General features: G+C 67.3%; 24 protein-coding genes, 3 tRNA genes and 1 riboswitch. Of the genes, 8 read left to right on the forward strand and 19 right to left on the reverse strand.

Annotated elements, in window-relative coordinates; translation table 11 throughout:
- Window positions 1-252: 252 nt before the first annotated feature.
- The gene (locus KUV67_00005) at window positions 253-897 is read right to left on the reverse strand and encodes a hemolysin III family protein (GenBank protein ID MBY6203260.1); all 645 of its coding nucleotides are present in this window, start codon (window positions 895-897) and stop codon (window positions 253-255) included.
- A gap of 166 nt (window positions 898-1,063) precedes the next feature.
- Here KUV67_00005 and KUV67_00010 point away from each other — a divergent pair, with 166 nt between their 5' ends.
- Window positions 1,064-1,453, forward strand: a complete 390-nt coding sequence (locus KUV67_00010; protein ID MBY6203261.1) for a cupin domain-containing protein — start codon at window positions 1,064-1,066, stop codon at window positions 1,451-1,453.
- 8 nt (window positions 1,454-1,461) lie between these two features.
- Here the strand turns inward: KUV67_00010 and deoC are convergent, their stop codons facing one another.
- From deoC to KUV67_00040, 6 genes are all read right to left on the reverse strand, one after another.
- On the reverse strand, window positions 1,462-2,238 hold the full coding sequence (gene deoC / locus KUV67_00015) for a deoxyribose-phosphate aldolase (GenBank protein MBY6203262.1): 777 nt from the start codon (window positions 2,236-2,238) through the stop codon (window positions 1,462-1,464).
- Window positions 2,228-3,319 carry a succinylglutamate desuccinylase/aspartoacylase family protein gene (locus KUV67_00020; GenBank protein ID MBY6203263.1) on the reverse strand — a complete coding sequence of 364 codons (1,092 nt, stop codon included), beginning with the start codon at window positions 3,317-3,319 and terminating at the stop codon, window positions 2,228-2,230. The genes deoC and KUV67_00020 overlap by 11 nt, the downstream gene beginning before the upstream one ends.
- Window positions 3,316-5,115 carry an acyl-CoA dehydrogenase C-terminal domain-containing protein gene (locus tag KUV67_00025; protein MBY6203264.1) on the reverse strand — a complete coding sequence of 600 codons (1,800 nt, stop codon included), beginning with the start codon at window positions 5,113-5,115 and terminating at the stop codon, window positions 3,316-3,318. Before KUV67_00025 ends, KUV67_00020 begins: the two co-directional genes overlap by 4 nt.
- Window positions 5,116-5,282: 167 nt before the next feature.
- A complete protein-coding gene (locus KUV67_00030) occupies window positions 5,283-5,843 on the reverse strand; it encodes an NUDIX domain-containing protein (protein MBY6203265.1) in 561 nt (186 codons plus the stop codon).
- Window positions 5,840-6,250 carry an HIT domain-containing protein gene (locus KUV67_00035; GenBank protein ID MBY6203266.1) on the reverse strand — a complete coding sequence of 137 codons (411 nt, stop codon included), beginning with the start codon at window positions 6,248-6,250 and terminating at the stop codon, window positions 5,840-5,842. Before KUV67_00035 ends, KUV67_00030 begins: the two co-directional genes overlap by 4 nt.
- Window positions 6,251-6,327: 77 nt before the next feature.
- Window positions 6,328-7,155: a methyltransferase domain-containing protein gene (locus KUV67_00040; GenBank protein ID MBY6203267.1), complete on the reverse strand. Its 828-nt coding sequence runs from the start codon at window positions 7,153-7,155 to the stop codon at window positions 6,328-6,330.
- A gap of 180 nt (window positions 7,156-7,335) precedes the next feature.
- Between KUV67_00040 and KUV67_00045 the strand changes: the two genes are divergently transcribed.
- From KUV67_00045 to KUV67_00055, 3 genes are all read left to right on the forward strand, one after another.
- Window positions 7,336-7,965: a DNA-3-methyladenine glycosylase 2 family protein gene (locus KUV67_00045; GenBank protein MBY6203268.1), complete on the forward strand. Its 630-nt coding sequence runs from the start codon at window positions 7,336-7,338 to the stop codon at window positions 7,963-7,965.
- Between the two features lie 125 nt (window positions 7,966-8,090).
- The gene (locus KUV67_00050; GenBank protein MBY6203269.1) at window positions 8,091-8,600 is read left to right on the forward strand and encodes a hypothetical protein; all 510 of its coding nucleotides are present in this window, start codon (window positions 8,091-8,093) and stop codon (window positions 8,598-8,600) included.
- 183 nt (window positions 8,601-8,783) lie between these two features.
- The gene (locus tag KUV67_00055) at window positions 8,784-9,278 is read left to right on the forward strand and encodes a hypothetical protein (GenBank protein ID MBY6203270.1); all 495 of its coding nucleotides are present in this window, start codon (window positions 8,784-8,786) and stop codon (window positions 9,276-9,278) included.
- A gap of 47 nt (window positions 9,279-9,325) precedes the next feature.
- Here the strand turns inward: KUV67_00055 and KUV67_00060 are convergent, their stop codons facing one another.
- From KUV67_00060 to KUV67_00075, 4 genes are read right to left on the reverse strand one after another with little or no spacing between them, the layout of a single operon-like run.
- On the reverse strand, window positions 9,326-9,757 hold the full coding sequence (locus KUV67_00060) for a spore coat U domain-containing protein (GenBank protein MBY6203271.1): 432 nt from the start codon (window positions 9,755-9,757) through the stop codon (window positions 9,326-9,328).
- Entirely contained in the window at window positions 9,757-12,612 is a 2,856-nt protein-coding gene (locus KUV67_00065; GenBank protein ID MBY6203272.1) for a fimbria/pilus outer membrane usher protein, read from the reverse strand. The genes KUV67_00060 and KUV67_00065 overlap by 1 nt, the downstream gene beginning before the upstream one ends.
- A 14-nt stretch (window positions 12,613-12,626) precedes the next feature.
- Entirely contained in the window at window positions 12,627-13,367 is a 741-nt protein-coding gene (locus KUV67_00070) for a molecular chaperone (GenBank protein ID MBY6203273.1), read from the reverse strand.
- The gene (locus KUV67_00075; GenBank protein MBY6203274.1) at window positions 13,367-13,843 is read right to left on the reverse strand and encodes a spore coat U domain-containing protein; all 477 of its coding nucleotides are present in this window, start codon (window positions 13,841-13,843) and stop codon (window positions 13,367-13,369) included. Before KUV67_00075 ends, KUV67_00070 begins: the two co-directional genes overlap by 1 nt.
- A gap of 168 nt (window positions 13,844-14,011) precedes the next feature.
- Window positions 14,012-14,105: riboswitch (cyclic di-GMP riboswitch) on the reverse strand.
- Between the two features lie 641 nt (window positions 14,106-14,746).
- On the opposite strand from KUV67_00075, the gene KUV67_00080 reads away from it, so the two are divergent.
- Complete coding sequence (locus tag KUV67_00080; protein MBY6203275.1) at window positions 14,747-15,646, forward strand: hypothetical protein; 900 nt, start codon at window positions 14,747-14,749, stop codon at window positions 15,644-15,646.
- Window positions 15,647-15,907: 261 nt separating this feature from the next.
- On the opposite strand, the gene KUV67_00085 is transcribed toward KUV67_00080, so the two are convergent.
- The 5 genes from KUV67_00085 to KUV67_00105 form a co-directional block, all read right to left on the reverse strand.
- Window positions 15,908-17,158 carry a hypothetical protein gene (locus tag KUV67_00085; protein MBY6203276.1) on the reverse strand — a complete coding sequence of 417 codons (1,251 nt, stop codon included), beginning with the start codon at window positions 17,156-17,158 and terminating at the stop codon, window positions 15,908-15,910.
- A 38-nt stretch (window positions 17,159-17,196) separates the two neighbouring features.
- Window positions 17,197-17,520, reverse strand: a complete 324-nt coding sequence (locus tag KUV67_00090; protein ID MBY6203277.1) for a hypothetical protein — start codon at window positions 17,518-17,520, stop codon at window positions 17,197-17,199.
- Window positions 17,521-17,650: 130 nt separating this feature from the next.
- A tRNA-Leu gene (locus tag KUV67_00095) sits at window positions 17,651-17,737 on the reverse strand.
- 100 nt (window positions 17,738-17,837) lie between these two features.
- Window positions 17,838-17,911: transfer RNA gene (locus KUV67_00100), tRNA-Cys, on the reverse strand.
- 133 nt (window positions 17,912-18,044) lie between these two features.
- Window positions 18,045-18,120 (reverse strand) — tRNA-Gly (locus tag KUV67_00105).
- A gap of 170 nt (window positions 18,121-18,290) precedes the next feature.
- Between KUV67_00105 and KUV67_00110 the strand changes: the two genes are divergently transcribed.
- From KUV67_00110 to KUV67_00120, 3 genes are all read left to right on the forward strand, one after another.
- Window positions 18,291-20,972, forward strand: coding sequence for a glycosyltransferase family 39 protein (locus tag KUV67_00110; GenBank protein MBY6203278.1), 2,682 nt, complete (start codon window positions 18,291-18,293; stop codon window positions 20,970-20,972).
- A gap of 166 nt (window positions 20,973-21,138) precedes the next feature.
- The gene (gene infA / locus KUV67_00115) at window positions 21,139-21,357 is read left to right on the forward strand and encodes a translation initiation factor IF-1 (protein MBY6203279.1); all 219 of its coding nucleotides are present in this window, start codon (window positions 21,139-21,141) and stop codon (window positions 21,355-21,357) included.
- Window positions 21,357-22,082 (forward strand): phosphoribosylanthranilate isomerase, encoded by a 726-nt coding sequence (locus KUV67_00120; GenBank protein MBY6203280.1) that lies wholly within the window; start codon window positions 21,357-21,359, stop codon window positions 22,080-22,082. Before infA ends, KUV67_00120 begins: the two co-directional genes overlap by 1 nt.
- Window positions 22,083-22,143: 61 nt before the next feature.
- Here KUV67_00120 and clpA read toward each other — a convergent pair whose 3' ends face one another.
- From clpA to aceA, 3 genes are all read right to left on the reverse strand, one after another.
- Window positions 22,144-24,426 carry an ATP-dependent Clp protease ATP-binding subunit ClpA gene (gene clpA / locus KUV67_00125; protein ID MBY6203281.1) on the reverse strand — a complete coding sequence of 761 codons (2,283 nt, stop codon included), beginning with the start codon at window positions 24,424-24,426 and terminating at the stop codon, window positions 22,144-22,146.
- 101 nt (window positions 24,427-24,527) lie between these two features.
- Window positions 24,528-24,854 (reverse strand): ATP-dependent Clp protease adapter ClpS, encoded by a 327-nt coding sequence (gene clpS, locus KUV67_00130; protein MBY6203282.1) that lies wholly within the window; start codon window positions 24,852-24,854, stop codon window positions 24,528-24,530.
- A gap of 154 nt (window positions 24,855-25,008) precedes the next feature.
- On the reverse strand, window positions 25,009-26,304 hold the full coding sequence (aceA, locus tag KUV67_00135; protein ID MBY6203283.1) for an isocitrate lyase: 1,296 nt from the start codon (window positions 26,302-26,304) through the stop codon (window positions 25,009-25,011).
- Window positions 26,305-26,329 lie beyond the last annotated feature (25 nt).

The raw sequence follows: 26,329 nt of genomic DNA on the forward strand, positions 1-26,329 counted from the left end.
CTAGGGGAGAGGGACTAGGGGAGAGGGACTAGGGGAGAGGGACTAGGGGAGAGGGACTAGGGGAGAGGGACTAGGGGAGAGGGACTAGGGGAGAGGGACTAGGGGAGAGGGACTAGGGGAGAGGGACTAGGGGAGAGGGACTAGGGGAGAGGGACTAGGGGAGAGGGACTAGGGGAGAGGGACTAGGGGGCGGCCGGAAAACCCTCGAAATCGCCACCAGCCCCTAGCCCCTTGTCCCTGGCCCCTCGTCTTTCACCCCAGCACCGTTTCCGCAACGGCGGCAAAGTGGCTGATGCTGCCGGCGAGGACGAACAGGTGCCAGATGCCGTGGGCGTGGGGGATGCGATCGTTGTGATAGAAGAGCGTTCCGGAGGTATACAGCACGCCGCCGGCGACCAGCCATGCCAGTGCGGCCGGTTCAAGGGCGCGCACCAGCGGCACCAGCGCGATCAGCACCAGCCATCCCATGCCGATGTAGGTGGCGGTCGATACGGCCTTGTAGCGTCCCGTGAAGAACAGCTTCAGCACGATACCGAACACCGCCAGGCCCCAGATCACGCCGAACAGCGACCAGCCCCAGGGTCCTCGCATCGCCGCCAGCGTGAACGGCGTGTAGGTGCCCGCGATCAGCAGGAAGATCGCGCAGTGATCGAGAACCTTCAGGCGCCGCTTGAGGTCGGGATGCCGGGCGGCGTGGTAGAGCGTCGAGGCCGTGTAGAGAAGCACGAGGCTGGCGACGAAGATCGACACGCTGACCACCTCGCGCGCGCCTGCGTGGATCGACGCCATCGTGATCAGGACCGCACCACCGCCGATGCTCAACAGCACGCCGAGCCCGTGCGTCAGCGCATTGACGAGCTCCTCGCGATGGTCGGATGCAGGCGTCGGGATGGACATCGAGGGTTCCCTCCGGAATCGTTGGCGGAAAGCATACCGCGCGCAGCCACGGGAGGCGTTGTGGCGCGATCGAAGGACGATGGGCGGGGTCGTTTCGGTCGGTCGGTTCAGGCCGCCTGCACGCGATGCTGGTAGCGTGCGACCCGAGTCCAGAACGGAGACCCCCATGAGCAACGCAAACGAATCGGCCATCGTTCCGATCCTGAAACGTACCCTGGCCAACGACGATTTCCGTCAGACCGTGATCACCGGCGAGAAGTGTCAGGTGGTGCTGATGACGATCCAGCCCGGCGAGGAAATCGGTGCCGAGGTACACGGAGGGCACGACCAGGTGCTGGTGCTCGCCGAGGGGCGCGGCCAGGCGGTCCTCGACGGCCAGGCCACGGAGGTCGAGGCCAACGACCTGATCTTCGTCCACGCCGGCGTCGAACACAATTTCATCAATACGGGCGATCGGCCGTTGAAGCTCTATACCCTGTACGCGCCGCCGGAGCACGAGGCGGGCACGCGCCACGCAACGAAAAGCGAAGCCGACGCGGCCGAGCACGACCACTGAGTTCGGTGTCAATCCGGTGGTGACGCGTTCCCGAGCTCGCCGTCGGTCCGGCCGAGCGCGTCGAGCAGCACGTCGAACAGGCCGGATGCGCCGATCCGGAATCGCGACGGGGTCGGCCAGTCCGGTCCGAGCCGACGTTCGGCCAGGGCCAGGTAGCCTTCCGCCGCCGCGATCGTGCGGATGCCGCCGGACACCTTGAGGCCGCAGCGATCGACCGCGCCTTCGCGCTCGATCCGGTCGATCAGCAGCGACGCCGCCTCGGGCGTCGCTCCGGTCGGGCCCTTGCCGGTCGACGTCTTGAGGAAATCTGCGCCGCAGTCGATCGCCAGCGCAGCGGCGTGATCGACCAGCTCGTTCGTCAGGGCACCGGTTTCCACGATCACCTTCATCGTCGCCGGACCGCAGGCACGGCGAACGGCCTCGAGCATGCGTCGCGCAGCGTTCGGCCGGCCGTCGCGCAGCGCCCGCCACGGCAGAACGACGTCGATCTCGTCGGCGCAGGCCTCGAGCGCGTGCTCGACTGTCGCGGTGACAGCGGCGACGTCGTCGTCGCCGGCCGGGAAATTGGCCACCGTTGCCAGGAGAATCCGGTGGTCCGGATCGGCATCGGCCAGGGTCCGCTTCGCCACGCCGACCCGGTCGGGCAGTACGCAGACCGCGGCGGGACGGCCGAAGGGGGTGTGCGCACGGCGACACAGGGTCTCGATCGCTGCCTCCGGATCGCCGGCTTCGAGCCGCGTGAGGTCCAGCGCTTCCAACAGCCGCTGGAGCCGTTCAGTCCGCATCCGGGGCTTCCTCCTCGTCGAAGGGCGGTACGCCTTGCGTCTCCAGCGATTCCTGGTAGTCCTCGACCCGCTCGGCGGCGAGGTCCGTGCGGTAGAAACGGGCGACGTGATACAGCGCATCGCCTTCGTTGACCAGCGGGAGATTCGAGCGACCGATGATCAGCCCGCTGAACGGTGCACGGACGTCCTGTTCGCGCTCGCCGAAGGGGTCGGACACGACACCGAGCACGCTCTGGTCGCGCGTCACGCGCTGGCCGATGTCGAGTCGGGCGCGGAACAGGCCGCTTTCGGGGGCGCGAACCCAGCCGCTCGAGCGCGCCACCACCGGCTCCGGCGGCGGCTTCCTCCGGGTAGCGGGCAGCATGTCGAGCGCCTCCATGACCCGAAGGATCCCATTGATGCCGCCGCGGATCGAGAAATCGTCGAGGCGCAGGGCTTCGCCGGCCTCGTAGAGCAGCACCGGGATGTCGTGCTCGGCGGCTGCTGCGCGTAGCGATCCGTCGCGAATCGCCGCGTTCAGGATGACCGGGGTACCGAAGGCGCGCGCGAGCCGAAGCGTTTCCGGGTCGTCGAGGTCGGCGCGGATCTGCGGCAGGTTGCTTCGATGGACCGCCCCGGTGTGCAGGTCGATTCCGTGCGTGGCCTGGCCGACGATTTCGCGCATGAACAGGTGGGCCACGCGGCCGGCCAGGGACCCGCGCTCGGACCCGGGAAATGAGCGGTTCAGGTCGCGTCGGTCGGGCAGGTAGCGACTGGACTGGATGAAGCCGTGCAGATTCACGATCGGCACGGCGACCAGGGTGCCCCGAAGCCGGTCGAGTACGGGAAGCTTGAGCAGCTGCCGAAGGATTTCGACCCCGTTCAGCTCGTCGCCGTGGATCGCGGCGCTGACGAACAGCACCGGTCCGGCCTTGCGGCCGCAGATGACCTGCACCGGCATCACCGTCGGTGTATGCGTGTAGAGCCGCCCCATCTCCAGGTCGATGCTCGTGCGCTCGCCGGGCGCGACGGAGGTGCCGCCGATCGTGATCGATCGATTGCTCGAACGATTCCGGTTCCGTCGCCGCGACGAGCCGCTCATCCGATCTCGAACTGCGATTCGGACAGGGCCATGACTGGCTCGGCGCCGGCGCGGATCTTCGCGTCCAGCGCCACCGTGTCGGGCAGCATCTTCTGCATGAAGAAACGGGCAGTGGCGAGCTTGCCGTCGAGGAAGGCCCGGCGGCCCCGGCCGGCCGCGCGCGATCGCAACGCCGCCTCGGCCATGCCGGTCCAGGCGAACGCCATGGCGGTCAGCGCGAACATCCGCAGGAAATCGCTGGACGCGGCGCCGGCCTCGAGCGGGTTCTTCGCCATCCGGCCGTACAGCCACTGGCTGACCTCCTTCAGGCGCGTCACGGACGCGGCGAAGGGGCCGACGAATTCGGCAAGTTCGGTCGCATCGGCCGTGCGCTCGAGCAGGCGTTCGGCGTGGTGGAAGAACGATTTCAGGGTCCGGCCTTCATTGGCGACGAGCTTGCGGCCGACCAGGTCCAGCGCCTGGACCCCGTTCGTGCCTTCGTAGATCTGGGTGATGCGGACATCGCGGACGAACTGTTCGACGCCGGTGTCGACGATGTAGCCGGCGCCGCCGTGGACCTGCATGGCCAGGTTGGCGACGTCGCTGCCGACGTCGGTGAACCAGGCCTTGATGATCGGCGTCATCAAGGCCACCCAGTCGCCGGCGGCTTCGCGGGTTGCCGGGTCCTCGTGGTGCTGCTCGAGTTCGAGCTGGACGCCGGTGTAGAGGCCCAGCGCGCGTGATCCTTCGACCGACGCCCGACCGATCATCAGCATGCGGCGGACGTCGGGGTGGACGATGATCGGGTCGGCCGGGCGATCGGGGTAGCGCGGCCCGTCCAGGGAGCGGCCCTGGAGGCGTTCCAGCGCGAATCGCTGGGCGTTCTGCAGCGCGACGTCGGCCATGCCCAGGCCCTGGATTCCGGTCACGAGTCGGGCGGCGTTCATCATGGTGAACATGGCCGCGAGTCCGCGGTTCGGTTCGCCGACCAGTTCTCCGATCGCGTCTTCGTACTGCATTTCGCAGGTGGCCGAGGCCTTCATGCCCATCTTGTGGTCCAGGCCCATGCAGGTCACGCCGTTCCGCTCGCCGAGCGAGCCGTCGTCGCCGACGCGGTACTTGGGCACGACGAACAGGCTGATGCCGCGCGTGCCCTCCGGCGCATCGGGCAGGCGGGCCAGCACGAGGTGGACGATGTTCTCGGCCAGGTCGTGTTCGCCGGCCGAGATCCAGATCTTGGTGCCGTTGATGCGGTACGTTCCGTCCTCGTTCGGCTCGGCCCGGGTGCGGATCAGTCCGAGGTCGGTCCCGCACTGGGGTTCGGTCAGGTTCATCGTGCCGGTCCATCGTCCGTCGACCATCGGCGGCAGGAATCGCTGTTTCTGCGATTCGGTGCCGTGCGCGTGCAGCACCTCGTACGCGCCGTGGGTCAGGCCCGGATAGGCGGCGAACGACGGATTCGCGGCATTGATCATCTCCGAGAGCGCAAGCCCGACGAAGCTGGGCAGGCCCTGGCCGCCGTACTCGGGGTCCGTGGTCAGGCCGGTCCAGCCGTTGTCGATGTACCGCCGGTAGGCGTCGCCGAAGCCGTCCGGCAGCATGACCGCGCCCTGGTCGAAGCGGCAGCCCTGGCGGTCGCCCACCTCGTTGAGCGGCTGCAGGACCTCCTGGCTCAACCGGGCCGCCTCGTCGAGCACTGCGTCGATCACGTCCGGCGTGGCCTCGGCCATCGAAGGCAGCGCCTTGCAGTCCTCGAGGTCGAGGTAGTCGTGATAGACGAAGCGAAAGTCTTCGAGGGGGGCGTGATAGCTGGGCATGGGGTCTCCTGATTTCGAAGGGGTAGCGAGGACGCCGTCGCCGTACGGCGGCGAAGCTCAGCGCATGGAGTCCGTTCACGGATCGGGTCCGGCGCGTGAGCGAAGCGTGCACATACGCCAGCGTATGGGCAGAAGGTAGCACAGTGGGCAACGGCCGGGACCGGGGGTCAGGCGAGGGCGACGGAGCCTTCGTCGATCCACCGTCGCCACTTGCTGCGCATGCGGAGAATCGAGGGTTCATCGACATGTTCGTGCAGGCGATCGATCGGAACCCACGCCAGGGCCGTGGATTCTTCGCTGACCCGGAAGGCTCGCCCGGATGTGCTTACGAACGCGAAGCGCAGGTCGAAGTGGAGATGCTCGGGTTCCCGGCCGCGCGCGGGAATCGAATGGATGTCGATGTCGAGCAGTCCCGGACCGACGGGTTCGACCGACAAGCCGGACTCCTCTTCGGCTTCGCGCGCTGCGACCGCCAGCGGATTGCGGTCACCGTCGCTGTGGCCGCCGAGCTGCAGCCAGCGGTCGAGCTTGCGATGGTGGGTCAGCAGCACGTCCTCGTGGTCGGCGGAAACCAGCCAGGCCGCGCCGGTGATGTGACCGGCCCAGCAGTCGCGGTGGAAGCAATCCGGGTGGCCTGCGACCAGGTCGCGGAACCGCTCGACGGTCGCGGACTCCTCCGGAAAGCGCCGCGCGTAGTCGTCGAGCCACCGGGCGACGGCGTCGTTCATTCGTCCAGCGCCCGGGCCAGGGCCGCGCACTGCGTTGCGGCCTCGTTGGGGTAGGGCCGGGGCGACCCCACGCCCCAGACCGGCCGCGGCCAGGCGCTGTCGTTCACGAAACGCGCGATCACGTGCACGTGAAGCTGGGCGACCTGGTTGCCGAGGGCGGCCACGTTCATCTTGTCGGCGCCGGCGTGGTCGCGCAGCACGCGCGTACATCGGTCGATCTCCGCGGTCAGTTCGCGGCGGTCGTCTGGGTCGAGATCGATCAGCTCGCGGCAGCCGGCGCGGCGCGGCACCAGGACCAGCCAGGGGAAGCGCGAGTCGTTCATCAAGCGTACGCGGCACAGGGCGAGGTCGGCGACCTGCAGCGTGTCGTCTTCCAGCGTCGGATCGAGTCGAAAGTCGTCGTTCATGGAGCGCTCTTCGGTGCGGGGGGATGGCGACGGTGGGTTTCGGGGAGGACCCAGCGCGTCGCTCCGGTGCATCGAGTCTACTTCGCCCGGGCCGTGACCCGCACGCCGCCGAGCCGGCCCCCGTCGAACAGCCGAACCATCGTGGCGTAGAACGAAGACAGCGCCTCGAAGGCCGCGCGGCCGTGCAGGGCGATGAAGGGTTCAGCATCGGAACGGAAGTCCCGGGCCCGGTCGCCGACGAAACGGCGCCAGTCCTCGGTGCAGTCGTCGAAGCGGATGTCGCCGAAGCCGGCCGATTCCAGTTCGTCGATATAGGTCGTGCGATCGACCAGGTGCGCACACTGCACTTCGTTGCGAAGGAGCGCTTTCTCGTCGTCGTGGAGCGGGCGCCGCAGGTAGAAGTCCTCGGCATGCAGGCCACCGCCGGGTTCGAGCAGCGCCCGGCAGCGGCGGAGCAGGGCGGGGCGATCGGGAATATGCAGGAACACCAGCCAGCTGACCAGCGCATCGAAGGGGCCGTCGACCGCTTCTGCATCGAGGATGTCGCCGTGCACGTGGCGGATCCGGTCGTCCAGGCCGCAGCGCGAAGTCAGGCTCGAGGCGCATTCGTGCAGATCGCGCTGCAGTTCCAGGGCCACGACCCGGCATCCGGGCACGGTCGCCAGGCGGCGCGCCGGACCGCCGAGTCCCGACCCGACGTCGAGGACGCGATGGTCACGCGTCAGACCCAGCCGCTTGCTCGCCAGATCGACCGAGTCGCGGCCCTCGTAATGGAGGTGGTCCAGGTCCTCGATCTGCTCCGGTCGCAGCGGGGCCGGCGGGGCGAGGCCGCGGTCGGCCAGCGCCCGCTCGACGCGTTCCACGTGCTGGTACAGCTTCATCTGCTTGATGTCGTCGTCGGCCACCCGGGCATTCCTCGCGCGATCGTGGAGTAGGCGACGATGGTAGCCGGTCGGGTGTTGCGGCAGGCTCAAGAGGACACGTCTCACGAGGACGAGGTTCACCAAGACACGGCACACGGAGATACGGGGCCCGCAGCCCCTTCGCCGAGCCATGCGACGACGGCCCGTGCAATACTCGACCTCATGCGATTCCAGCTGACCGAGAAGGGACTGAAGCGGCGCCTCGACACGCTTGCAGAGGCCGACCCGCAACTCGCCGAGGCAATCGCGCGGGTCGGCTACCCCGCCGCGCGGCGTTCGGGGTCGCCGAGCTATGCACACCTCCTGCGAATCCTTGCCGGGCAGCAGCTTTCGGTCAAGGCCGCGGCGACCATCTACGGCCGCCTGATCGATCACATCGGCGATCCGCCGGACCCGGACGCATTGCTGGACAGCGACGACCGGACCCTTCGGTCGCTCGGCCTGTCGAGACAGAAGATCGCCTACGCACGCGGCCTTTCCGAAGCCGTGCGGGACGGAGATCTCGTTCCCGAGGCGCTGGCCGGGATGGACGATGGCGAGGTCATCGATCGGCTGACGGCACTGAAGGGCTTCGGACGCTGGAGCGCGGAGATGTTCCTGCTGTTTTCCCTCGGGCGAGCGGATGTCTGGCCGGCCGACGACCTCGGCATCCAGGCCGGCCTGCAGCGATTGCTCGAGCTCGAGGACCGGCCCGGCCGCCGGGAGGTCGATCGGCTGGGAGAGCGCTGGAAACCCCACCGCGGTGCCGTTGCGATCTTCCTCTGGCATCTCCATGGATCACCGCCGGCCTGAACGAAGCGCCTCGGATCACCCGGTTCGCCTTCAGCCATGACGATCGTCATGTTCACAGGCCCGGGGACTTGCGATAGTCTTCGCCGATCGCTTGCCCACCCCTGAACCGATCGGAGAGTCTGCCCATGAAGAAGCTTGTCCTTGCCGTTGCGACCCTGGCCTTCCTCGCCGCCTGTGCATCGTCGCCGTCCGACCGCGCGCCGGAGCCGATCGCGGAGCCCGCCGCGGCCGCCGAAGCGCCGCGCATCGTCGAGACCGACGAGTTCCTCGTCTTCCTCGACACCCTGCAGGCCGATATCGAGGTCGGCGAGCCGCGCGAACTGACGAGCCTGGAGCGGCGCCGGGTGAACGAACTGGCCGACGAACTGCGTGAGATGCTGTCGGACGTGGAATCGGTGGAACAGCTCAACAACAACGCGCAGATCGACGTCTACAACACGACCCAGGCCCTTTGGAGCACCGTCGTCGGTCGCGCCGAGGACCAGGTCATCTGCCGTCGCGAGCACCGCGTGGGCACGAACTTCAAGTCGACGCGCTGCCGCACGGTGGAGCAGATCCGCGAAGACCAGCGCCAGGCGGCACGCTACCTCCAGGGTGTCGGCCCGGGCCCGATGCCGAAGAAAGGCGTTCAGTAAGTCGTAACGAACGGTCGAGCCGGGCAGGGCGTCACGCGCCTGCCTGCTGGTCCGAGGGCACGAGCCCAGCCGACGAAGCGCCCGCCCTGCGGGCGTTTCTCGTTTCCGGCGCCCGCGGAAGGAAATCGCGATTTCAGCACGATTCGGCTATGCTGGACGCTCGTCGCAACGGAGGAGTCGATCATGAATCGAGTAGTCGTCGCCTTTCTATTGGTGCTGTTTCTTGCCGCCTGTGCGTCCAGCGGGCCCCGGCCCGAAGCGGAAGCGGAAACCGCCGAGGCCGAATCGGAAGTCGTTTCGCCCGAGCAGTTCATCGCGTGGTTGAACGATCTGGAGGCGAGCCTCGAGGTCGGCGAGCCGCGCGCGCTCAACGCATCCGAGATGCGCGAGGTGGATCTCCTGGCCGACGAGCTGCGAGGGCTACTGAACGGCGTTGACGATATCGCCGCGCTGAATCCCAACCAGCAGGCCATGATCTTCAACAAGTCGCAAAAGCTCTGGGGCGTGGTCAGCGGCCAGGAAGCCGAACAGGTCGTCTGCCGACGCGAACGGCAGGCGGGAACGAACTTCCAGCGTACGACCTGCCGCAGCGTCGCGGAGTTGCGACGCGAGGATCGCGAGACCCAGATGTGGCTCCGCCAGATTCGCGGGCCGGGACCGATGCCGAGCGGAGGCTGATGGCCTCGAAGCTCGATGGGCCACGGCCCAGCCTGTATCGCTGAGCGTCAGAAATTCACCGTGACCACGATCAGGTCGCTGTAGCTTCCGATCATCGGATTCTGCAGCGCGAAGATCCTGCCGTACACCACGTGGTCGGTCGGGGTTGGCGCACCGGATCCAGCGAGCGTCTGGGTCGCTCCCGTACCGTCGCCCGCTACGATCGTGTAGGTGGGCGATGTGTAGATGTTGTACTGCAGCGTGTCGTCGATGCTCGACATCGATCGAAGGGTGAAGTTGCCCGATTGGCCGGCATCGAGTTCGACCGTGTAGGGAGTCGGACAGTCCACGGTGATCGTGGCGGTGCTGTCGCGATGCAGAGCGTCGAAGGGATCGTAGCTCCCGAAGGCAAGGCCGCTGGCGGAGACGGTGCAGCAACGAGCTGCCGCGGAGGCCCCGAGTAGCGTCAGCGCGATGACGGATCGGAGGGTCGTTGTCATCATTGGCTCCGGCAGATCTGCGTACCGAGGTCGAGCAGCGGATCCTGGCTCGGCGGCGCATGAAGTTCGATGATGCATTCTCCCTCCTCCAGCGTGATCGTGAAACGGTTGGTGCGGGACAGTCCGGACACGAAGGTTCGACCTTCCCGACCGATCGCCCAGGCCCGCCCGTTCCCGTCGAGAATGCGTGTGCCCGGTGGTGGTGGCCGGCCCGAATCGAGAACGACGCGGAACCGCGCATCGAGCGAGCGACGGATGGGGAAGTCCGCGACCGTACCGCTTCGCCAGTTCGGCACGACCTCGGTCTCGAGGTCGTCGATATCGGCGCCGATCGGCAGGTCGCCCTGTTCGACGCGCAAGCGGTTCCGCTCGTACGGTCGGAGACCGGGAATCAGGAGTCGGCCGTCCGCGCCGGTTCGGCCGATCAGCTGATGGTCGAGATAGACTCGGACGTCCTCGAAATCGCCGACCCGGGCAACGGCAAAGCTGTCCCGCACGGGAAGACTCGCGAACGTCGAGTCGGCCATCCAGACCAGACCGCCCGCCGCCGAGATCCGCCCGGAGTTCCGACCGGATCGTCGCGCGGCTTCCAGCGTCCATCGGCCCTGGGTGGTTTGCCAGGCCAGGGAGGCGCGAAGTCGCTCCTCCTCGGCCCGGTCCCACTCGAGCTCGTACCCGAACCCGGGGCCGACCGGCAGGTTCCTGCGCACTCGGGCGCCGAAGCGCTCCCTTCCGTCCGCGCTTCCGACACCGAGGGCGAGACTCGTCCTCGGATTCGACAACGGGACGGTCAGGCGCAGATCGAGGGCGAGATCGTCCTGCTCGAAGTCGTGTACTGCCGCGAGATTCACGAATCCGATCGCGTCGATCCGTCGAGAGTAGCGAAGAGTCGCCAACCGGAGATCCGGACGATCACGCTGATCGCGGTGGGACAGGGAAAGTCCCAGGGAACCGCCGAGGATCTCGCGGGCGCTGACGGTCGCGAAGAGCTCACGGCTCGGGAGCTCACGGTCCGGGTCTGCACCGAGCCGTCTGAACCCTTCCGTTGCCCATCGCGCCTGGATCGACCCGAAGAAGCGTCGAGTCTGCCGCTGGAGCCCCAGCGACGCTTGCCAGCCGCTACCGGCGCGGCTGCCGTGACTCCACGCGGCATCGACCGTCATCAGACCGCCGAAGGGCGCCAGCCAGCTCATCCCCGCGCCGGCGGCGCCCCGTCCTTCGACGAGGTGGGCGTGCAGTGCCGCCGTCGCGCGGTCGGTGAGGCCGTAGCGATGGTTTACCGCCGCGAAGTACGGCCCGTAGTCGAAGCTGGTCGACCCGTAGCGCTCGCGGATCCGCCCGAACGAGACGTTCCAGTCGCTCAGCCCTTCGCGGAGCTGCTCGGGACGCGCGTAGAAACTGCGAGTGATCACGCGCTGGCGCCCGAGCAGGTCGGTGATCACGAGACGTGCCTCACCGGTACCGGTGACCAGGGGGATTCGCTCGATGTCGAAGGGGCCGGGATCGACTCGGTCGCGGAAGCGCAGGGCGTCGTCGACGTACAGTTCGATGGTCGAAGGCAGTTCGGCTTCTGCGTCCAGCGACAGGAACGGCGTGGTCACGAGTTGAGGGTGCAGGTCGAAATTGTTGCCCCACCGGATGCCACCGAATCGAACGTTTCCGGCCCATTCGGGCGATCCCGTCACCGTGTCGCCGAGTTCGAGCGTGCGGAGCGACGCGGGGTCGTCCCGGCGGAAACGGGTCTCGAGCCGCACGAAGTCGAACCGATCGGATCCGGAACCGGCCTCGGCCAGCGCGTCGGACGTGAGACTTCCCCAGCGACCGAATGCTCCGAGCTCGAGCAAGGCGCCTGCGGAGCCGGCGTCGGAATCCCGCCGCGCCGTTACGTCATAGTTCAGGAACAGGCCCGGGGCCGTTGGCGTCGGAACGGGCCGAGACGGTCCCGGGGGCGTGATCGTGTTCCCTTCGAAGGCGTTCGCAGGGGCCGTCAGTTCGAGCGTGAGCCTCCGGGGGTCGAAGTCGGCCGCGATCCCCATTCGTTGCAGGGAGAACCACTCCCGACCATTGCGTGTGCGGTCCGGCCGATCCGGAACCGCCAGTCCGAACGTGAGCAGATCGTCGCCGGCGACCAGGAACCCGTCCGAGTCGCGCAGGACGAGAATGGAAACCGTTCCTGCTCGCTGATTGACCCCGGCCTCGACCCAGAGAAAGTCCTCGCGCGGAGACTCCGCCTGCGCTTCCGTATCGGTCGATGTCGGCATCCCGACCGGTTTCCGCGAGGGCGGCTGCGGTCGAGTGTTCCGAACGGGCGACGACGCGGGTGGCGAGAAATCGAAGACCAGCCGGTGACCGAATCCTTCCATCGGTGCCAGCCGGAAACTGCGCATCGAGACGTCGGGAAGAAATTTCAGTGCGATCCGCCCGTTCGAGTCGCGCGCCGACTGGATTGCATCGACGCTCTGCAGCCACGGGCCGGGAAGCGCAGCCGGGACGGGCAGGGCGTTTCGCAACTCTGCCGTGGAAATTCCGGCGATGTCGAGGGCGTACTCGGCCAGGCCGGCCTCGGCGGTCCGTTCCTCGACCTCGACGTCGATGGGGCGAGTCGTCTCGATGACCAGGCGAGTGCGACCGCGATCCTGCCCGAACCGGATATCGACGATAGGCGACGACCCGCCCTCGGAAGAGGGGCCCGGGAGGGTTGCCGCAGCAACCGTGGCCGCAAACTGGCCGTGGGCTGGCGTTCGGTCGACGGATGCCGTCGAGCGAGTCGCGTCGGGTCCGGCCGGAACGGCGGTCGCCAACAGCGGGGTGACGGACAGGAGCAGACCGAGGGCTCGACGGGACAAGGCCTGCATCTTCGATGTCTCGCTCAATCGGCGCGGGGTTGCGCTTCGATCGGGTGGCCGTTCACGCGCGCTTCGACGCGGGCGGCCTCGGATGCCGGGACCGGACCGTCGAGGGGAATCCTGCGCGTCGCGCCCGGCAGCACATAGAACATGTCGGAACGGATCGACGCATCGCCCGCATTCTTGATGGTCAGGTCCGTCACCTTGGCGTGGCCGTTGCCGGCATTGGTGACAACCAGCTCCGTTGCACGGTCGGAAGACCGCTCCAGCCGCCATTGAAGGGCAGGGCGCGGCTCGAACTCCGCCGGACGCACGAACACCGGGAGGCTCAGCCGGACCAGCATTCGCAATCCGTTGACGCTCGCAGCCTCTTCGTCGGGCAATTCCTGGATGAAGAGGCGATAGCTGGATTCGATCCCGTCGGTGATGGCGCGGTTGGCCAGTCCGACCCGAATGACCTGCTCTTCGCCTGCCGGAAGAATGAACACCGGCGGAGACACCAGCAAGTCCGGCGTCGGCTCGAACTGATCGCTACCGCCGGATTGGGACCACTCGGCAAGCTCGATCTCGAACGCGATTTCGCGGTCGCTGCCGTTCTTCAGGTGCAGAGCGGCGATCGGCTGCTCGGCGTCGAGATCGACACGGGTCGGGCTGATCTGGAGCCCCGACGCTGCCGCCGGTGAGGACGCCGAAAGGGCCGCCCAAGCCGCAATTACCGGGCCGCACAGGGCGGCCCGGATGGAGCGGGTTGCAAGGAATTGCATCACCAGTAGACGGTTGCCGTAACCGTTTCGGAGTAGCTGCCGATCGGTGCCGTCGTCTGGTTGGGGTCGATCCTTCCGTAGACGGTCAGGTTCTGCTGGGTTCCGTCCGCGGTGACTGCAACGCGATCGACTCCGGCGGTGTCGCCCCAGGACGTGGTGTGGCCGGCGTCGGAATACAGGCCGTAGGTCAAGGTGCCCGAGGCACCATCGCTCATGCTGCCGGTGTAGGCCAGGCCGACGTTCGTGCCCGACATCCCGTTCGAACAGGTGACGGCGACGGTGGTCGTGCCCGTAACGGCAGCGGCGGTCACGGGATCGTAGCTGCCGAACGCAAGCGAGGAGCTCGAGGAAATGCTGCAGGTCGAGGCGACGGTCGCCGTCACATCGAAGGTACTCGAGTCGCTCTGGGCGAATGCACCGCAGGAAAGGGTGAGCAGCAGGACAGCTGCGGCGAAGTTGCGAATGTTGGTACGCATGGGTGTTCCTCCATTTCAATCGGTCGAATGACAGTGGATGAAATGCTGGAGGCAGACACAATGCCAATCGTGACTCCACGATTTCCTGAACGCATGGTCCCGGAGGTGGAGTTCGAGTTGCGAAACACGGACTTGGACGAGTACGTCATCGAACGCGTTCGCTGTACGTTTGGCGGCCCCTCGATCATGAGACACCGAAGCGGCGTCTTGTAGACAGGTGGCTTTGCGTCGCCGCCTTTCGGCGGGTTTGCCTTTTTCAGCACATTTCGAGCCGGATCCGGTCGGCGAGACCCCTTTTTTGGACCCGGCGGACCTAGTGATACCCGATTGAACCGGTGGTCGTCAACACTCGATTTCGACGAGGTGTGACGCCCGTCTGGGTTTTCGGCCCGTAGTGACCAGAAGTTCCGCAAGTTCCTGATCGACCGATGCATTTCATGCCGGTTGACCACCGCCGGGAGGGGCCTGTCCGGCAGCCCCGCTAGAAACCCCGGGGCACGCATCGCGTCGGGCTGTGAACAACGGATTCCGCACACGTCGTTGCAGGAACGCGGGAGCGCGTGGCGAAGAACAGCCGCCCGCACACTATTGCGCATAATGTATATTATGGTAAATAAAGCGGCCGAATCCGGATCGAAGGCGCGTGATCCGTCGCATCGATGGAGCCCTGGGCGCCCCTTTCCCGGCGGCCGTAGGCCCCCCTTCTTAGCCCTGCACGAAACGCCGCCCGCTGCCCGGGCGGTCCGAGTCCGCGAGCCCGTTTCGCTTGCGATGGACTTCGAGGCAGGTATCATCCGCACGACCGCCCTCAACGACGAGGCTGCCCAAGTGATCTCCCGGTTCGAACGGCCCAGCGGATGCAGGGCTCGCGCGCGAAGCCACGACGCCGCGCGCGCCGCTTGCGTGCTGCTACTGTTCGGTGCCGGTCTTCTCGGCCTCCAGTGCGCCGCGGCTGGAATCGTCCAGGCTGCAGAGCGCGAAGCATCACGCACCGCAAACGGCTCGCCGGCCGAGTCGAGTTATCCGGACCCGCTTCACGCGCCGGTTCCGGAAGCCTGGTTCCTGCCGCCGAGCCCGGAACCGACACGCGACACGGAATCGGCGTCCGAAGACGATCCGGCACATCAGCGGCCGCTGGCGGCGTGGACGGAGCAGGCCGAGTACCTGCGGGCGCAACTCGGCCGGGCCGGTTTCCGGCTCGGTGATCGCACCCACCTTCGCATCTACAAGGAAAGCCGCGAGCTCGAAGTGCACCTGCTCCGTGACGGGAGTTTCGATCACTTCCGGACCTTCCGGATCTGCGCGATTTCCGGGTCGCTGGGGCCGAAGTTGCGGGAAGGCGATCTGCAGGCGCCCGAAGGCGTCTACCGGATCACGCGCGATCGCATGCATCCGACGTCGGACTTCCATCTCGCGTTCAACCTGGGGTTCCCGAACCCTCGCGACCGTGCGCTCGGTGCGACCGGGAGCAACATCATGATCCACGGCGGTTGCGCGTCGAACGGCTGCTTCGCGATGACCGACTATTACATGGAGCAACTCTGGGTGCTGGTCGAGGCTGCCCTCGATGCCGGCCAGTACGCCGTCGAGGTTCACGTGTTTCCGTTCCGCATGTCCGAAGAGAACCTGAGTCGTCATGCGGAGTCGCCGCACCGGGCGTTCTGGTCGACCCTCGTTCCGCTGGAGCGATACTTCCGTCGGACCGGCCATCCTCCGCTGATCGATCTCGACGGCCCGGAGTATCGCGTGCTCGGGGCGGCTCCTCGCGACGAAGCCGCACCCGCGTCGACCGCGGCGCCCTGACCGGACCGAAGGTCGTTCCATAGGCACTGCCTATGACGAACGGACGCGTCGCGGCGTACTGTACAAAGCGCGAATTCATCTCGATCGAGCCACTTTTTTTCAAGTAAACCGTTGATGTAACAACGGCTTACAAGATGTATGTGAGATGAAATCTCGAAACGTCCGGCGGGCGCTGATCGCATCCGGCCGACCGGACGTACACGCCCTGCCCCGAGCGCAAGCGGATTCCGGTTCAGCGAGTTTCTTGCGGCGGAACAGGGGTCATACGCGGTCGCGAGCCAGCGGCATGGTCATGCACCGACAACCGCCGCCGCCGCGGCTGAGTTCCGCGCCGTCGATGCCGACCGCGACGCGCCCGGAGTCGGGCAGCGTCGTGTCGCCCTCGAGCAGGTCGACGGCATCGATGATCCGGAAGCCGGCCGTGGACAGGGCCTCGATCGTGTGGACGTTGTGCTTGTAACCGAGAATGCGTCCCGGCCCGAATGCGAAGAAGTTCGCTCCCGATGCCCACTGTTCCCGCTCCTGATGGAACGGATCCGGGCCGCCGCAGGCAATCGGCTCGACGTCCATGCCGAGCGCCGCAAGCGCTTCGAGCACGCCGGAATACTCGCGGATGTGCGCCCCACCCTCGCCCGCGCCGTCGAATCGGCAGTGGAACGCGCGGCAGCGCTGGGTGCCGGTGATCAATGGCGGGTAGGCGACGCAGGCATCGCGATCGACCATGGTGAAGATCATGTCCAGGTGGATCGTAGCCCGCGTCTTGGGAATTTCCACCACGATGAAGTCCGTGACCGGGCCCTTGCTGGCGATCGCCCGCATCAGCCGGTCGATGCCGGCCACCGAGGTCCGCTCGCTGTAGCCGATTACCACCAGGTCTTCGCGCACGACGAGCAGGTCTCCGCCCTCGATCGTGACTTCCGAGTCGGGATTCGCCGTGCCGTCGAAGTAGAAACCGGCGCTGGACAGGCGAGGATGGTGCTTGAAGATCGCCTTGAGCAGCAGCGCTTCGGCCACCCGCGCCCGGAATGCCATCGAGCCGATCACGATGCGATCGTTGACGCACATCGTCGCGTCGCGGGTGAAGAACGTGTTCGGCAGCGGCGGGATCGCGTAGCTCGACGGCGCCAGGAACTTCTCCAGGCTGTCGACGCGTTTGCCGGTGCCTTCGATCAACTGCCGGGCGAGGCGCCGCGGCTCCAGGTCGATCAGCTCCGCGATCAACTCGGGGCAGCGGAACAGCTGGCAGAGTTCCTCGATCAGCGCCCGCCGCACCTTTTCCCGCCCGAGGACTTCGGTCAGCAGGTCGCGAAACTCGATGACCTCGGCCACCTGCTGGAGTACGCCCTTCAGCTGGCGATGCTCGCCGCGGGCGAGCGGAAGACTGAGGATGTCGTCGTACAGGACCTCGGCAGCGGTCGCGGGCGTCATGTTCTCGAGTTCCTGCCCCGGGGTGTGCACCACCACCGTCTGCAGGGCCCCGATCTCGGAGTCGAGGCGGATCGAAATGGACATCGGCGGGTCGTTCCTGGAGTTGGCGAGCGCCTATTGTGTCAGCGCGCGTCGATGTATTGCAGGCCGATCTTGCACACCTCGTCGTCGAGCGGCTTGACCCACCGAAGTTCCGCGCGCATCGGCCCGAGCCGGTTGAGCTTGACCAGGCACGGCAGGCCCTGTTCGGCGCCTTCGGGGAGCGCGGCGGTCAGTGCGACCAGCGCGCAGCCGGTGTAGGACTCGTCGAGTACCGGACCCGCGGCGTCGGCCTTGAAGAACTGGTCGTCGGGCTCGGCGTCGATGAACTGGACCTGCGCAATGACCACGTCGCCGGGATCGAAGCGCATGTGACGGCGTTTCGGTGAACTTCCGGACTCGGACATTCGATTTCCCTCCCTGGTCTGCGGCGGCGCCCGGATCGCCCATCGAAGGGGGCGTGCGGACCGGTCCCTCGACTCCGATCATAGCCGCAAACGGGCATCGCGCAAAATCCGCGCAAAGGAGGATGGAGACTGGTGCCCGGGGCCGGACTCGAACCGGCATGGCCTTGCGGCCGGGAAATTTTAAGTCTCCTGTGTCTACCAGTTTCACCACCCGGGCCCGGCAGACATCATAGAAGGATGCGAAAGCTCGCGCGAGCGTCGATCTCGCCTGCGCGAAAAAAAACGCCCGAGGCGCGAGCGCTTCGGGCGTTTCGGATTGGAGGCTAGGCCCGGAGTCGAACCGAGGTACACGGCTTTGCAGGCCGCTGCATAACCACTCTGCCACCTAGCCGCGACAGTGCTCCCTGTTCACCCGATTCTATCAGCGAATCCCACGCGGGTTCCAACGTCGAATCGGGTGCCGGGTCACGACCGGCCGAGGCCGGAAATGAAAGACCCCGGCGGCGCCGGGGTCCTTCGTAAGCTGGAGCGGGAAACGAGACTCGAACTCGCGACCCCAACCTTGGCAAGGTTGTGCTCTACCAACTGAGCTATTCCCGCGAACAAGTCGAGTATTGTAATCGACGACTCGAGCCTGTCAAGCACTTTGGCGCGCGAAAACCGTATTCGCTTCGATGGCACCGTGAGAGCCACGTATACTGCCCGGCGCGCGCTGGTGCGACTGTCTCCGGCCGCGGTCCCCGACCCCTGCCCCAGCCCCTGGAACGACCTTGCACCCTACGGAACCGAGCCCGCCGACGACCGAACCCGCCGCGCTCGAGCTCTCGGTCATCGTTCCGACCTGGAACGAGGCGGAGACCATCGAAGCGCTGCTTTCCTCGCTTCTGGCACAGCCCGGGCTGCCGCCTTCGATGGAGATCGTGGTCGTCGACGATGCCTCCGACGACGGCACCCAGCAGCGCGTGCGCGGTTACGGGGACGCAAGGGTCCGCCTGGTCGAACACGCCGGTCCTCGCGATCTGACGGCGTCGGTCCTGGCCGGTGCCCGCGCCGCGCGCGGCACGTGGTGCGTGGTGATGGACGCCGACGGCAGCCATCCCGCCGACCGCGTCGCCGCCCTGCTTCGACCGCTCGTCGACGGGCAGGCCGACGTGGTCGTCGGCAGCCGCCACGTTGCCGGTGGCGGCATCGACAACTGGCCGGCGGTCCGCCGCCTGGTGTCGCGCGGGGCCGGAATGCTGGCCTGGCCGTTCACCTCCGTTCGCGACCCGATGTCGGGCTTCTTCGCGACCCGGACGGCGCACCTGGCCGCCCTGGAGCCGGCCGCCTGCGGGTACAAGGTCCTGCTGGAGTTGCTGGTCCGATCCGACGAGCGGCTGCGCGTCGCCGAAGTTCCGTTCACGTTCCACGACCGCGCCGCGGGCGAGTCGAAGTTGTCCCTGCGCGTCCAGTGGCTGTTCCTGCGCCGTCTCGCGGCGTTCGGCGGGGCGCGGCTCAGCGGCGGCAATCTGGCGCGCTTCGCCGTGGTCGGGCTGAGCGGCGTCGCCGTGGACCTGATCGTGTTCTGGGCGCTGACCCTGGCCGGTGCCGGCCTGGCCACCGCCCACTGCAGCAGTTTCCTGGTGGCGACGGTGTCGAACTTCGCGCTCAACGCCGCGTGGAGTTTCCGCGGTGAGTACCGTGCGGATCGATCCCCGGCCCTGCGCTATCTGCGCTTCCTCACCGTCGCCCTGCTCGCCCTGGCGATGCGCGGCGGCGTGCTGGCGATGCTGGTCCACGGCTTCGGCCTGGCGCCGGCACTGGCCATCGCCCCTGCGGTCGCGCTGACCGCGGGGATCAATTATCTGGGCTCGATCTTCTACGTCTTTCCGGCGCGGCGCGCTCAGGCCGACGCCGCGATCCACAAGCCCGCGCTGCGCTGGCGCATGGCGGCGCTGGGCCTGATCGCCGCGTCGCTGCTGCTGCGCCTGCTGTATGTCGGGCGCGTCGACCTGATCCCCGATGAGATGTACTACTGGGTCTACACGCTCCACCCGGCCCTGTCCTATCTCGATCACCCGCCGCTGACCGCCTGGCTGATCGCGGCCGGAACCCTTCTCGCCGGCGACACGGTGCTGGGTGTGCGGCTGCCGCTGCTGGTCCTGGCGCCCCTGTCGCTGTGGCTGGCCTACCGCTACGGCCGCGCGTTCGGCGACAAGACCACCGGCCTGCTGTCGGCGATGCTGGTGGCCACGGTGCCTGCGTGGATCGCGACCGGCTTCCTGATGACCACCGACGCGGCGCTGACCACGGCATGGTTGACCGCGCTGGTCGCGCTGCGCGCGGCCCTGCTCGAAGGCCGGGCGCGGGCCTGGTGGTGGGTCGGCGCGGCAATGGGCGTCGGGGCCCTCGCCAAGTACACGATGGTCTTCCTGGTGCCGGGGATCCTGCTGTTCATGCTGCTCCACCCGCCGGCGCGGCGCCAGCTGCGCTCCATCCACCTCTGGGGCGCGGTCGGACTGGCCTGGGTCCTCGTGACGCCGGTGCTGGTCTGGAACGCTCGCAACGACTGGGCGTCGTTCGCGTTCCAGTCGACCCGCCGGGTGAGCGAAGACCCGGCCTTTTCCGCGCACCTTCCGCTGGTCCACACGCTGGTCATGCTGGCGCCGCTGGCCGGGCTGGCCGCGTTGCTCCTGGTCGCGTGGCCGCGGGTGCGTCGATGGGCGGCGCCCTCGCTGCTCGCGCGGCGGTTCATGGTTTCCATGGCGCTCGGTCCGCTGGCCGTGTTCGTCGCCTTCGGCGCGCTCACCCCGACCAAGTTCCACTGGATCGTGCCGGTCTGGCTGAGTCTGCTGCCGATGCTTGCGGCGACCGTCCATGCACCCTCGGAATCGCCACCGCCCGCGCCCGTGCGGGCCCTGCGTGCCGCCTGGCCGCCGGTGCTGCTGGCCTCGCTCGTTCTGGTCGGCGCGGGAATGCACTACGTGGCGCTGGGGCTGCCCGGCGTGCCCTGGCGCGAGCATCGGCTGGGTTACCTGGGATGGCCCGAAATCGCCGCCGAGGTCCACGAGCTCGAGCGCGAGATCGAAACGCGCACCGGCCGCCGGCCGATCGTCGCTGGCCTCGCCAAGTGGGGAATCGCGGCGGCGCTGAGTTTCCACGACGTCGACGGTCGCCGCGACAACATCACCGCGCGCAACCTGATCGGCATGGGCGGATCGCAGTGGGAGCGCTGGTTCGACCGAGACACCGATCCAACGCGCCCGGTGTTGCTGGTCAGCCACGAGACCAAGGTCATCACGAAACCATGGCTGGAGGACGCGCTGATCGGTCTCGGGCCGCTGCAGACACAGAGCGTCGAGCGCAACGGCAAGCCCATCCAGCAGATGTACTGGCGCGTCGCCGAAGGCTTCCGGCCCGAGCAGCTGCGCTACCCGGGCCAGGACCCCGCCGACCGCCTGCCCGAAGAGTGATCGCACGGTGGACGCCTCGCGTTCGGTCCGGCAACCGGCCGGCGTGCACGGGAACGCGCGGCGTCAGGAGCCCGAAGCCGGTGGCGGCCCGGGGCGTCGACCGCGTAGTTTCCATTCCCGCCGTTTGGTGGCAGAATAACGCGGTTTTTACAAACGACGGAGTTCCATGTCCAAGGACGATCACATCGAGATGGAGGGCCGGGTGCTCGAAACCCTGCCCAATACCATGTTCCGCGTCGAGCTCGACAACGGACACACCATCACCGCCCATATCTCGGGCCGCATGCGCAAGCACTACATCCGCATCCTCACCGGTGACCGCGTAAAGGTCGAAATGACGCCGTACGACCTGAGCAAGGGGCGCATCACCTACCGCATGAAGTAGTGGCCGCCCGCCCGGACGGCCCGCCGCCCCGGCGGACGCGTCTAAAGGTCTGTTGCATTGCCGATATCGAAGAAGCCCGCGCGGCGATCGCCGCCGGTGCCGATGCACTGGGGCTCGTCTCGGCCATGCCGAGCGGACCCGGGATCATCGACGAGACGTCGATCCGACGACTGATTCCTGTACTGCCGCCCCCGATCGAGGGCTTCGTTCTCACCTCGCTGGACACCGAACGCGACCTCCTCGCCCAGGCCGATCGGCTGGGCGCGCGGACGCTGCAGCTGGTTCGGGAACTTCCGCTGGAACTCCATCGCAGGCTCGCGTCGGCCCGGCCCGCTCTGCGCCGGGTCCAGGTCGTGCACGTCGAAGACGAAGAAGCGATCGAACGGGCCGCCGCCTACGCGCCGCGGGTCGATGCGCTGCTCCTGGATTCGGGAAGGCCGTCGGCGGCCGTGGCCGAGCTCGGCGGGACAGGTCGCCGCCACGACTGGTCGATCAGTCGCCGGATCGTCGAGCGCTGTCGCGCCCTGTCCGAGGTGCCGGTCTACCTGGCGGGCGGTCTCGATCCCGACAACGTGGCCGAAGCGATCCGCGCCGTGCGCCCTTTCGGAATCGACCTGTGCAGCGGGCTGCGCCGCGACGGTCGCTTGGATCGCGCCCGCCTGGCACGCCTGGTGGAGGCGATGCGCCGGGCCGACCAGCGATCGGACCCGGCGCAACCGGACTGAGCGCCATTGAATCGAGCGCAGTCTCGGATCGAGCGGAACCGCAGCGGCTCCGAACAGCGAATCAGTCGGCCGGAACGGTCTCCAGCGGCGTCTTCGGGAAGCTCAGAGCCAGCCCCTTGCCCTCGCCGTCCAGGTCGACCTTGACCGTGCCCCCGTGGTCGGCGAGTTCGCCGAACAGCAGCTCGTCGGCCAGCGCGCGCTTGATGTGTTGCTGGATGACCCGCTTCATCGGGCGGGCGCCCATGGCCGGATCGAATCCGTTCCTTGCCAACCACTCGCGCGCCTCGTCGGAGACCTCGATGTGCACGTTGCGGTCGGCCAGCTGGTTCTCGAGTTCCATCACGAACTTGTCGACGACCTGGAGGATGACCTCGAACGGCAGCGCGCCGAACTGGATCACCGCGTCGAGCCGATTTCGGAACTCCGGAGTGAACTGACGACGGATCGCCTCCATGCTGTCGGAACTTGCATCGTTGTCCGTGAAGCCGATGCTGCGCTTGCTCATGTCCGCCGCACCGGCATTGGTGGTCATCACCAGGATCACGTTGCGGAAATCCGCCGTGCGCCCGTTGGCGTCGGTCAGCTTGCCGTGGTCCATGACCTGCAGCAGCAGGTTGTAGATGTCCGGATGGGCTTTCTCGATCTCGTCGAGCAGCAGCACGGCGTGGGGCGTCTGGGTCACCGCCTCGGTGAGCAGTCCTCCGCGGTCGAAGCCGACATAGCCCGGGGGCGCGCCGACCAGGCGGGACACGGTGTGCGCCTCCATGTACTCGGACATGTCGAAGCGGATCAGTTCGATCCCGAGGGTCATCGCGAGCTGTCGGGTCACCTCGGTCTTGCCTACCCCGGTGGGCCCGGCGAACAGGTAGGCACCGATCGGCTTCTCGGCCTCGCCCAGACCCGACCGGGCCATCTTGATCGCGGCCGACAGCGTTTCGATCGCGCTGTCCTGGCCGAACACGGTCAGCTTGAGGTCACGCTCGAGCGTCTTGAGCGCGTCCCGATCGGAGCGCGAGACCTGGCGCGGCGGGATGCGCGCCATGCGGGCGACCACGTCTTCGATCTCGTGCACGCCGATCGTATCGACGCGGTCGTCGTCGGGCAGCAGCCGCTGGCGCGCGCCGGCCTCGTCGATGACGTCGATCGCCTTGTCCGGCAGGTGGCGATCGTTGATGTGACGGGCCGACAGCGTCGCTGCGGCTTCGAGGCCCTCGGCGGTGTACCGGACGCCGTGGTGCTCCTCGAAGCGATGCTTGAGTCCGTGCAGGATCTCGATCGTCTCGCCGACGGTCGGTTCGACCACGTCGATCTTCTGGAATCGCCGGGCCAGCGCACGGTCCTTCTCGAACACGCCGCGGTACTCCTCGAAGGTCGTCGAGCCGATGCAGCGCAGCTCGCCGTTGGCCAGCACCGGCTTGATCAGGTTGGAGGCGTCCATGACCCCACCGGAGGCGGCACCGGCGCCGATGATGGTGTGGATCTCGTCGATGAACAGCACGGCGTGCGGCCGGCTCTTCAGTTCGGCGAGCACCGCCTTCAGCCGTTTCTCGAAGTCGCCGCGGTACTTGGTGCCGGCAAGCAGCGCGCCGAGGTCCAGGGCCCAGATCTCGGCATCGCGCAGCACCTCCGGAACGTCCTCCTCGACGATTCGCAGCGCCAGGCCTTCGGCGAGCGCGGTCTTGCCCACCCCGGACTCGCCGACGTACAGCGGATTGTTCTTGCGCCGGCGGCAGAGGATCTGGATCGTGCGCTCGATCTCGGCCTGGCGGCCGATCAAGGGGTCGATCCGGTCGGCGCGAGCGCGCTCGTTCAGGTTGGCCGCGTAGGTGGCCAGCGGCGACTTCTGCGGTTCCGTGGACTCTTCGCCGGCCGGTTCGGCATCCGCCGATTCGTCGGCGCGGGCCGGATCACCGGACTTGGTAATGCCGTGCGAGATGAAGTTGATGACGTCGAGCCGGCTGACGTCCTGCTGACCGAGGAGATAGACCGCGTGCGAATCCTTCTCGGAAAAGATCGCGGCGAGCACGTTGGCGCCGAGGACCTCGCTCTTCTCGGCCGACTGGACGTGGTAGAGGGCGCGCTGGAGCACGCGCTGGAACCCGACCGTCGGCTGGGTGTCCCGCTGGTCGCCGGCCGACAGCACCGGGATGGTTTCGTCGAGCACCTGCTCCAGATCCGCCGCCAGCCGATCGAAATCCACGCTGCAGGCCTGCAGGACCGACCGCGCCGACGGGTTGTCGATCAGCGCCAGCAGCAGGTGTTCGACGGTCAGGAATTCGTGTCGTCGACTGCGGGCGGCGTGGTAGGCCTGCGAGATGGAAAGCTCGAGATCCTTGCTGAACATTTCGGGTCACTCCTCGCCGTGCCGGCGGTCGACGCATTCACTGTGCGTCTTCGACCCGCCGGAGGTCAAGTCGGCGGGCGTGTGTGAAAGCGTGATGCGCGTCACGATTCTTCCAGCGTGCACTGCAGCGGGTGCTCGTGTTCGCGGGCATAGTCGTTGACCTGGATCACCTTGGTTTCCGCGATCTCGAAGGTGTAGATGCCCGCCACGCCGCGGCCGCGCGTGTGGACATGGAGCATGATCTGGGTCGCCTTGTCGTGAGCGAGGCCGAAGAACCGCTTCAGGACGTCGACGACGAATTCCATTGGTGTGTAGTCGTCGTTCAGGACCACCACCTTGTACAGCGGGGGTTTCCGGACCTTGGGTTTCGCTTCTTCCAGCGCCAGCCCGTCGTGGGGCGCGCCGGGCGTTCTGGACGGTTCGGTCATCGGCAGGAAGCCATGAATCGCTCGTGGGGAAGATGGTACCCCAACGTTGTGCGCCCGGCGGTGTCTTTCAAGACGAGCGGGCGGTAAAACGCCGCGACCGGTGGCCGGACGCGGCGCAGGTCAGGAGGCGCCCGCCGGATCGGCGGGACGCGGCTCAGGCCGTTTCGCGGAACTGCTGCTCTTCGGTCGACCCGCTCAGGGCCGACAGCGACGACTGGCCCGACGAGATGGCCTGGGTCAGCTGGTCGAAGTAGCCGGTGCCGACCTCGCGCTGGTGGCGCGTGGCCGTGTAACCGTCCTTTTCCGACGCGAACTCGGCTTCCTGGAGCTCCACGTAAGCCTCCATCTGCCGGGAGCGATAGCCGCGGGCCAGCTGGAACATCGAGTAGTTCAGGGCGTGGAAGCCGGCCAGGGTAATGAACTGGAACTTGTAGCCCATCGCGCCGAGTTCGTTCTGGAACCGGGCGATGTCGACTTCCGACAGGTTCTTCTTCCAGTTGAACGACGGCGAGCAGTTGTAGGCCAGCATCTTGTCCGGGTACTCGGCGCGGATCGCTTCGGCGAAGTTCTTCGCCTGCTCCAGGCTGGGCGTGGACGTCTCGCACCAGATCAGGTCGGCGTAGGGGGCGTAGGCCAGGCCCCGGGCGATCGCCTGCTCCTGGCTGGCGCGGACCTGGTAGAAGCCCTCGACGGTGCGTTCACCCGTGCAGAACTCGCGGTCGCGCTCGTCGATGTCCGAGGTCAGGAGATTCGCCCCCATGGCGTCGGTTCGCGCCACGATGATCGTCGGCACGCCCTCGATGTCGGCCGCGAGCCGGGCGGCGACAAGCTTGTTGACCGCCTCGGCGGTCGGCACGAGGACCTTTCCGCCCATGTGTCCGCACTTCTTTGCCGACGCCAGCTGGTCCTCGAAGTGCACGCCGGCGGCACCGGCTTCGATCATGCCCTTCATCAGTTCATGCGCATTCAGCACGCCGCCGAAGCCGGCCTCGGCATCGGCCACGATCGGCGCGAACCAGTCGATCCCGCCCTCGCCTTCCAAGTGCTGGATCTGGTCGGCCCGCATCAGGGTATTGTTGATCCGCCGGACCACGTCGGGCACCGAACTGGCCGGATACAGCGACTGGTCCGGGTACATCTGGCCGGCGTTGTTGGCGTCGGCAGCGACCTGCCAGCCCGAAAGGTAGATGGCCTTGAGCCCGGCCCGGACCTGCTGCATGGCCTGGTTGCCGGTCAGGGCACCCAGGGCGTTGACGTACGGTTCGTCGTGCATCAGGCGCCAGAGCTTGTCGGCCCCGTGCCGGGCCAGCGTGTGCTCGACCTGCAGCGTTCCGCGCAGGCGGTGCACCTCGGCGGCGTCGTAGGGGCGCTCGACGCCCTTCCAGCGCGGGTTCTCGGTCCAATCGCGCTCCATCTCGATGATGTCGCCGACGTCGTTCGATGCGTTCATTGCAGGCTCCTTGATGCGGGTGGGG

The organism is Halomonas denitrificans, from assembly GCA_019800895.1.
GTDB lineage: Bacteria > Pseudomonadota > Gammaproteobacteria > Xanthomonadales > Wenzhouxiangellaceae.

Bases quoted from the DNA above. Each gene is read 5' to 3' on its own strand.
- KUV67_00005 (MBY6203260.1), bottom strand. From the start codon at position 897: ATGTCCATCCCGACGCCTGCATCCGACCATCGCGAGGAGCTCGTCAAT.
- KUV67_00010 (MBY6203261.1), top strand. From the start codon at position 1,064: ATGAGCAACGCAAACGAATCGGCCATCGTTCCGATCCTGAAACGTACC.
- deoC (MBY6203262.1), bottom strand. From the start codon at position 2,238: ATGCGGACTGAACGGCTCCAGCGGCTGTTGGAAGCGCTGGACCTCACG.
- KUV67_00020 (MBY6203263.1), bottom strand. From the start codon at position 3,319: ATGAGCGGCTCGTCGCGGCGACGGAACCGGAATCGTTCGAGCAATCGA.
- KUV67_00025 (MBY6203264.1), bottom strand. From the start codon at position 5,115: ATGCCCAGCTATCACGCCCCCCTCGAAGACTTTCGCTTCGTCTATCAC.
- KUV67_00030 (MBY6203265.1), bottom strand. From the start codon at position 5,843: ATGAACGACGCCGTCGCCCGGTGGCTCGACGACTACGCGCGGCGCTTT.
- KUV67_00035 (MBY6203266.1), bottom strand. From the start codon at position 6,250: ATGAACGACGACTTTCGACTCGATCCGACGCTGGAAGACGACACGCTG.
- KUV67_00045 (MBY6203268.1), top strand. From the start codon at position 7,336: ATGCGATTCCAGCTGACCGAGAAGGGACTGAAGCGGCGCCTCGACACG.
- KUV67_00050 (MBY6203269.1), top strand. From the start codon at position 8,091: ATGAAGAAGCTTGTCCTTGCCGTTGCGACCCTGGCCTTCCTCGCCGCC.
- KUV67_00055 (MBY6203270.1), top strand. From the start codon at position 8,784: ATGAATCGAGTAGTCGTCGCCTTTCTATTGGTGCTGTTTCTTGCCGCC.
- KUV67_00060 (MBY6203271.1), bottom strand. From the start codon at position 9,757: ATGACAACGACCCTCCGATCCGTCATCGCGCTGACGCTACTCGGGGCC.
- KUV67_00065 (MBY6203272.1), bottom strand. From the start codon at position 12,612: ATGCAGGCCTTGTCCCGTCGAGCCCTCGGTCTGCTCCTGTCCGTCACC.
- KUV67_00070 (MBY6203273.1), bottom strand. From the start codon at position 13,367: ATGCAATTCCTTGCAACCCGCTCCATCCGGGCCGCCCTGTGCGGCCCG.
- KUV67_00075 (MBY6203274.1), bottom strand. From the start codon at position 13,843: ATGCGTACCAACATTCGCAACTTCGCCGCAGCTGTCCTGCTGCTCACC.
- KUV67_00085 (MBY6203276.1), bottom strand. From the start codon at position 17,158: ATGTCCATTTCGATCCGCCTCGACTCCGAGATCGGGGCCCTGCAGACG.
- KUV67_00090 (MBY6203277.1), bottom strand. From the start codon at position 17,520: ATGTCCGAGTCCGGAAGTTCACCGAAACGCCGTCACATGCGCTTCGAT.
- infA (MBY6203279.1), top strand. From the start codon at position 21,139: ATGTCCAAGGACGATCACATCGAGATGGAGGGCCGGGTGCTCGAAACC.
- clpA (MBY6203281.1), bottom strand. From the start codon at position 24,426: ATGTTCAGCAAGGATCTCGAGCTTTCCATCTCGCAGGCCTACCACGCC.
- clpS (MBY6203282.1), bottom strand. From the start codon at position 24,854: ATGACCGAACCGTCCAGAACGCCCGGCGCGCCCCACGACGGGCTGGCG.
- aceA (MBY6203283.1), bottom strand. From the start codon at position 26,304: ATGAACGCATCGAACGACGTCGGCGACATCATCGAGATGGAGCGCGAT.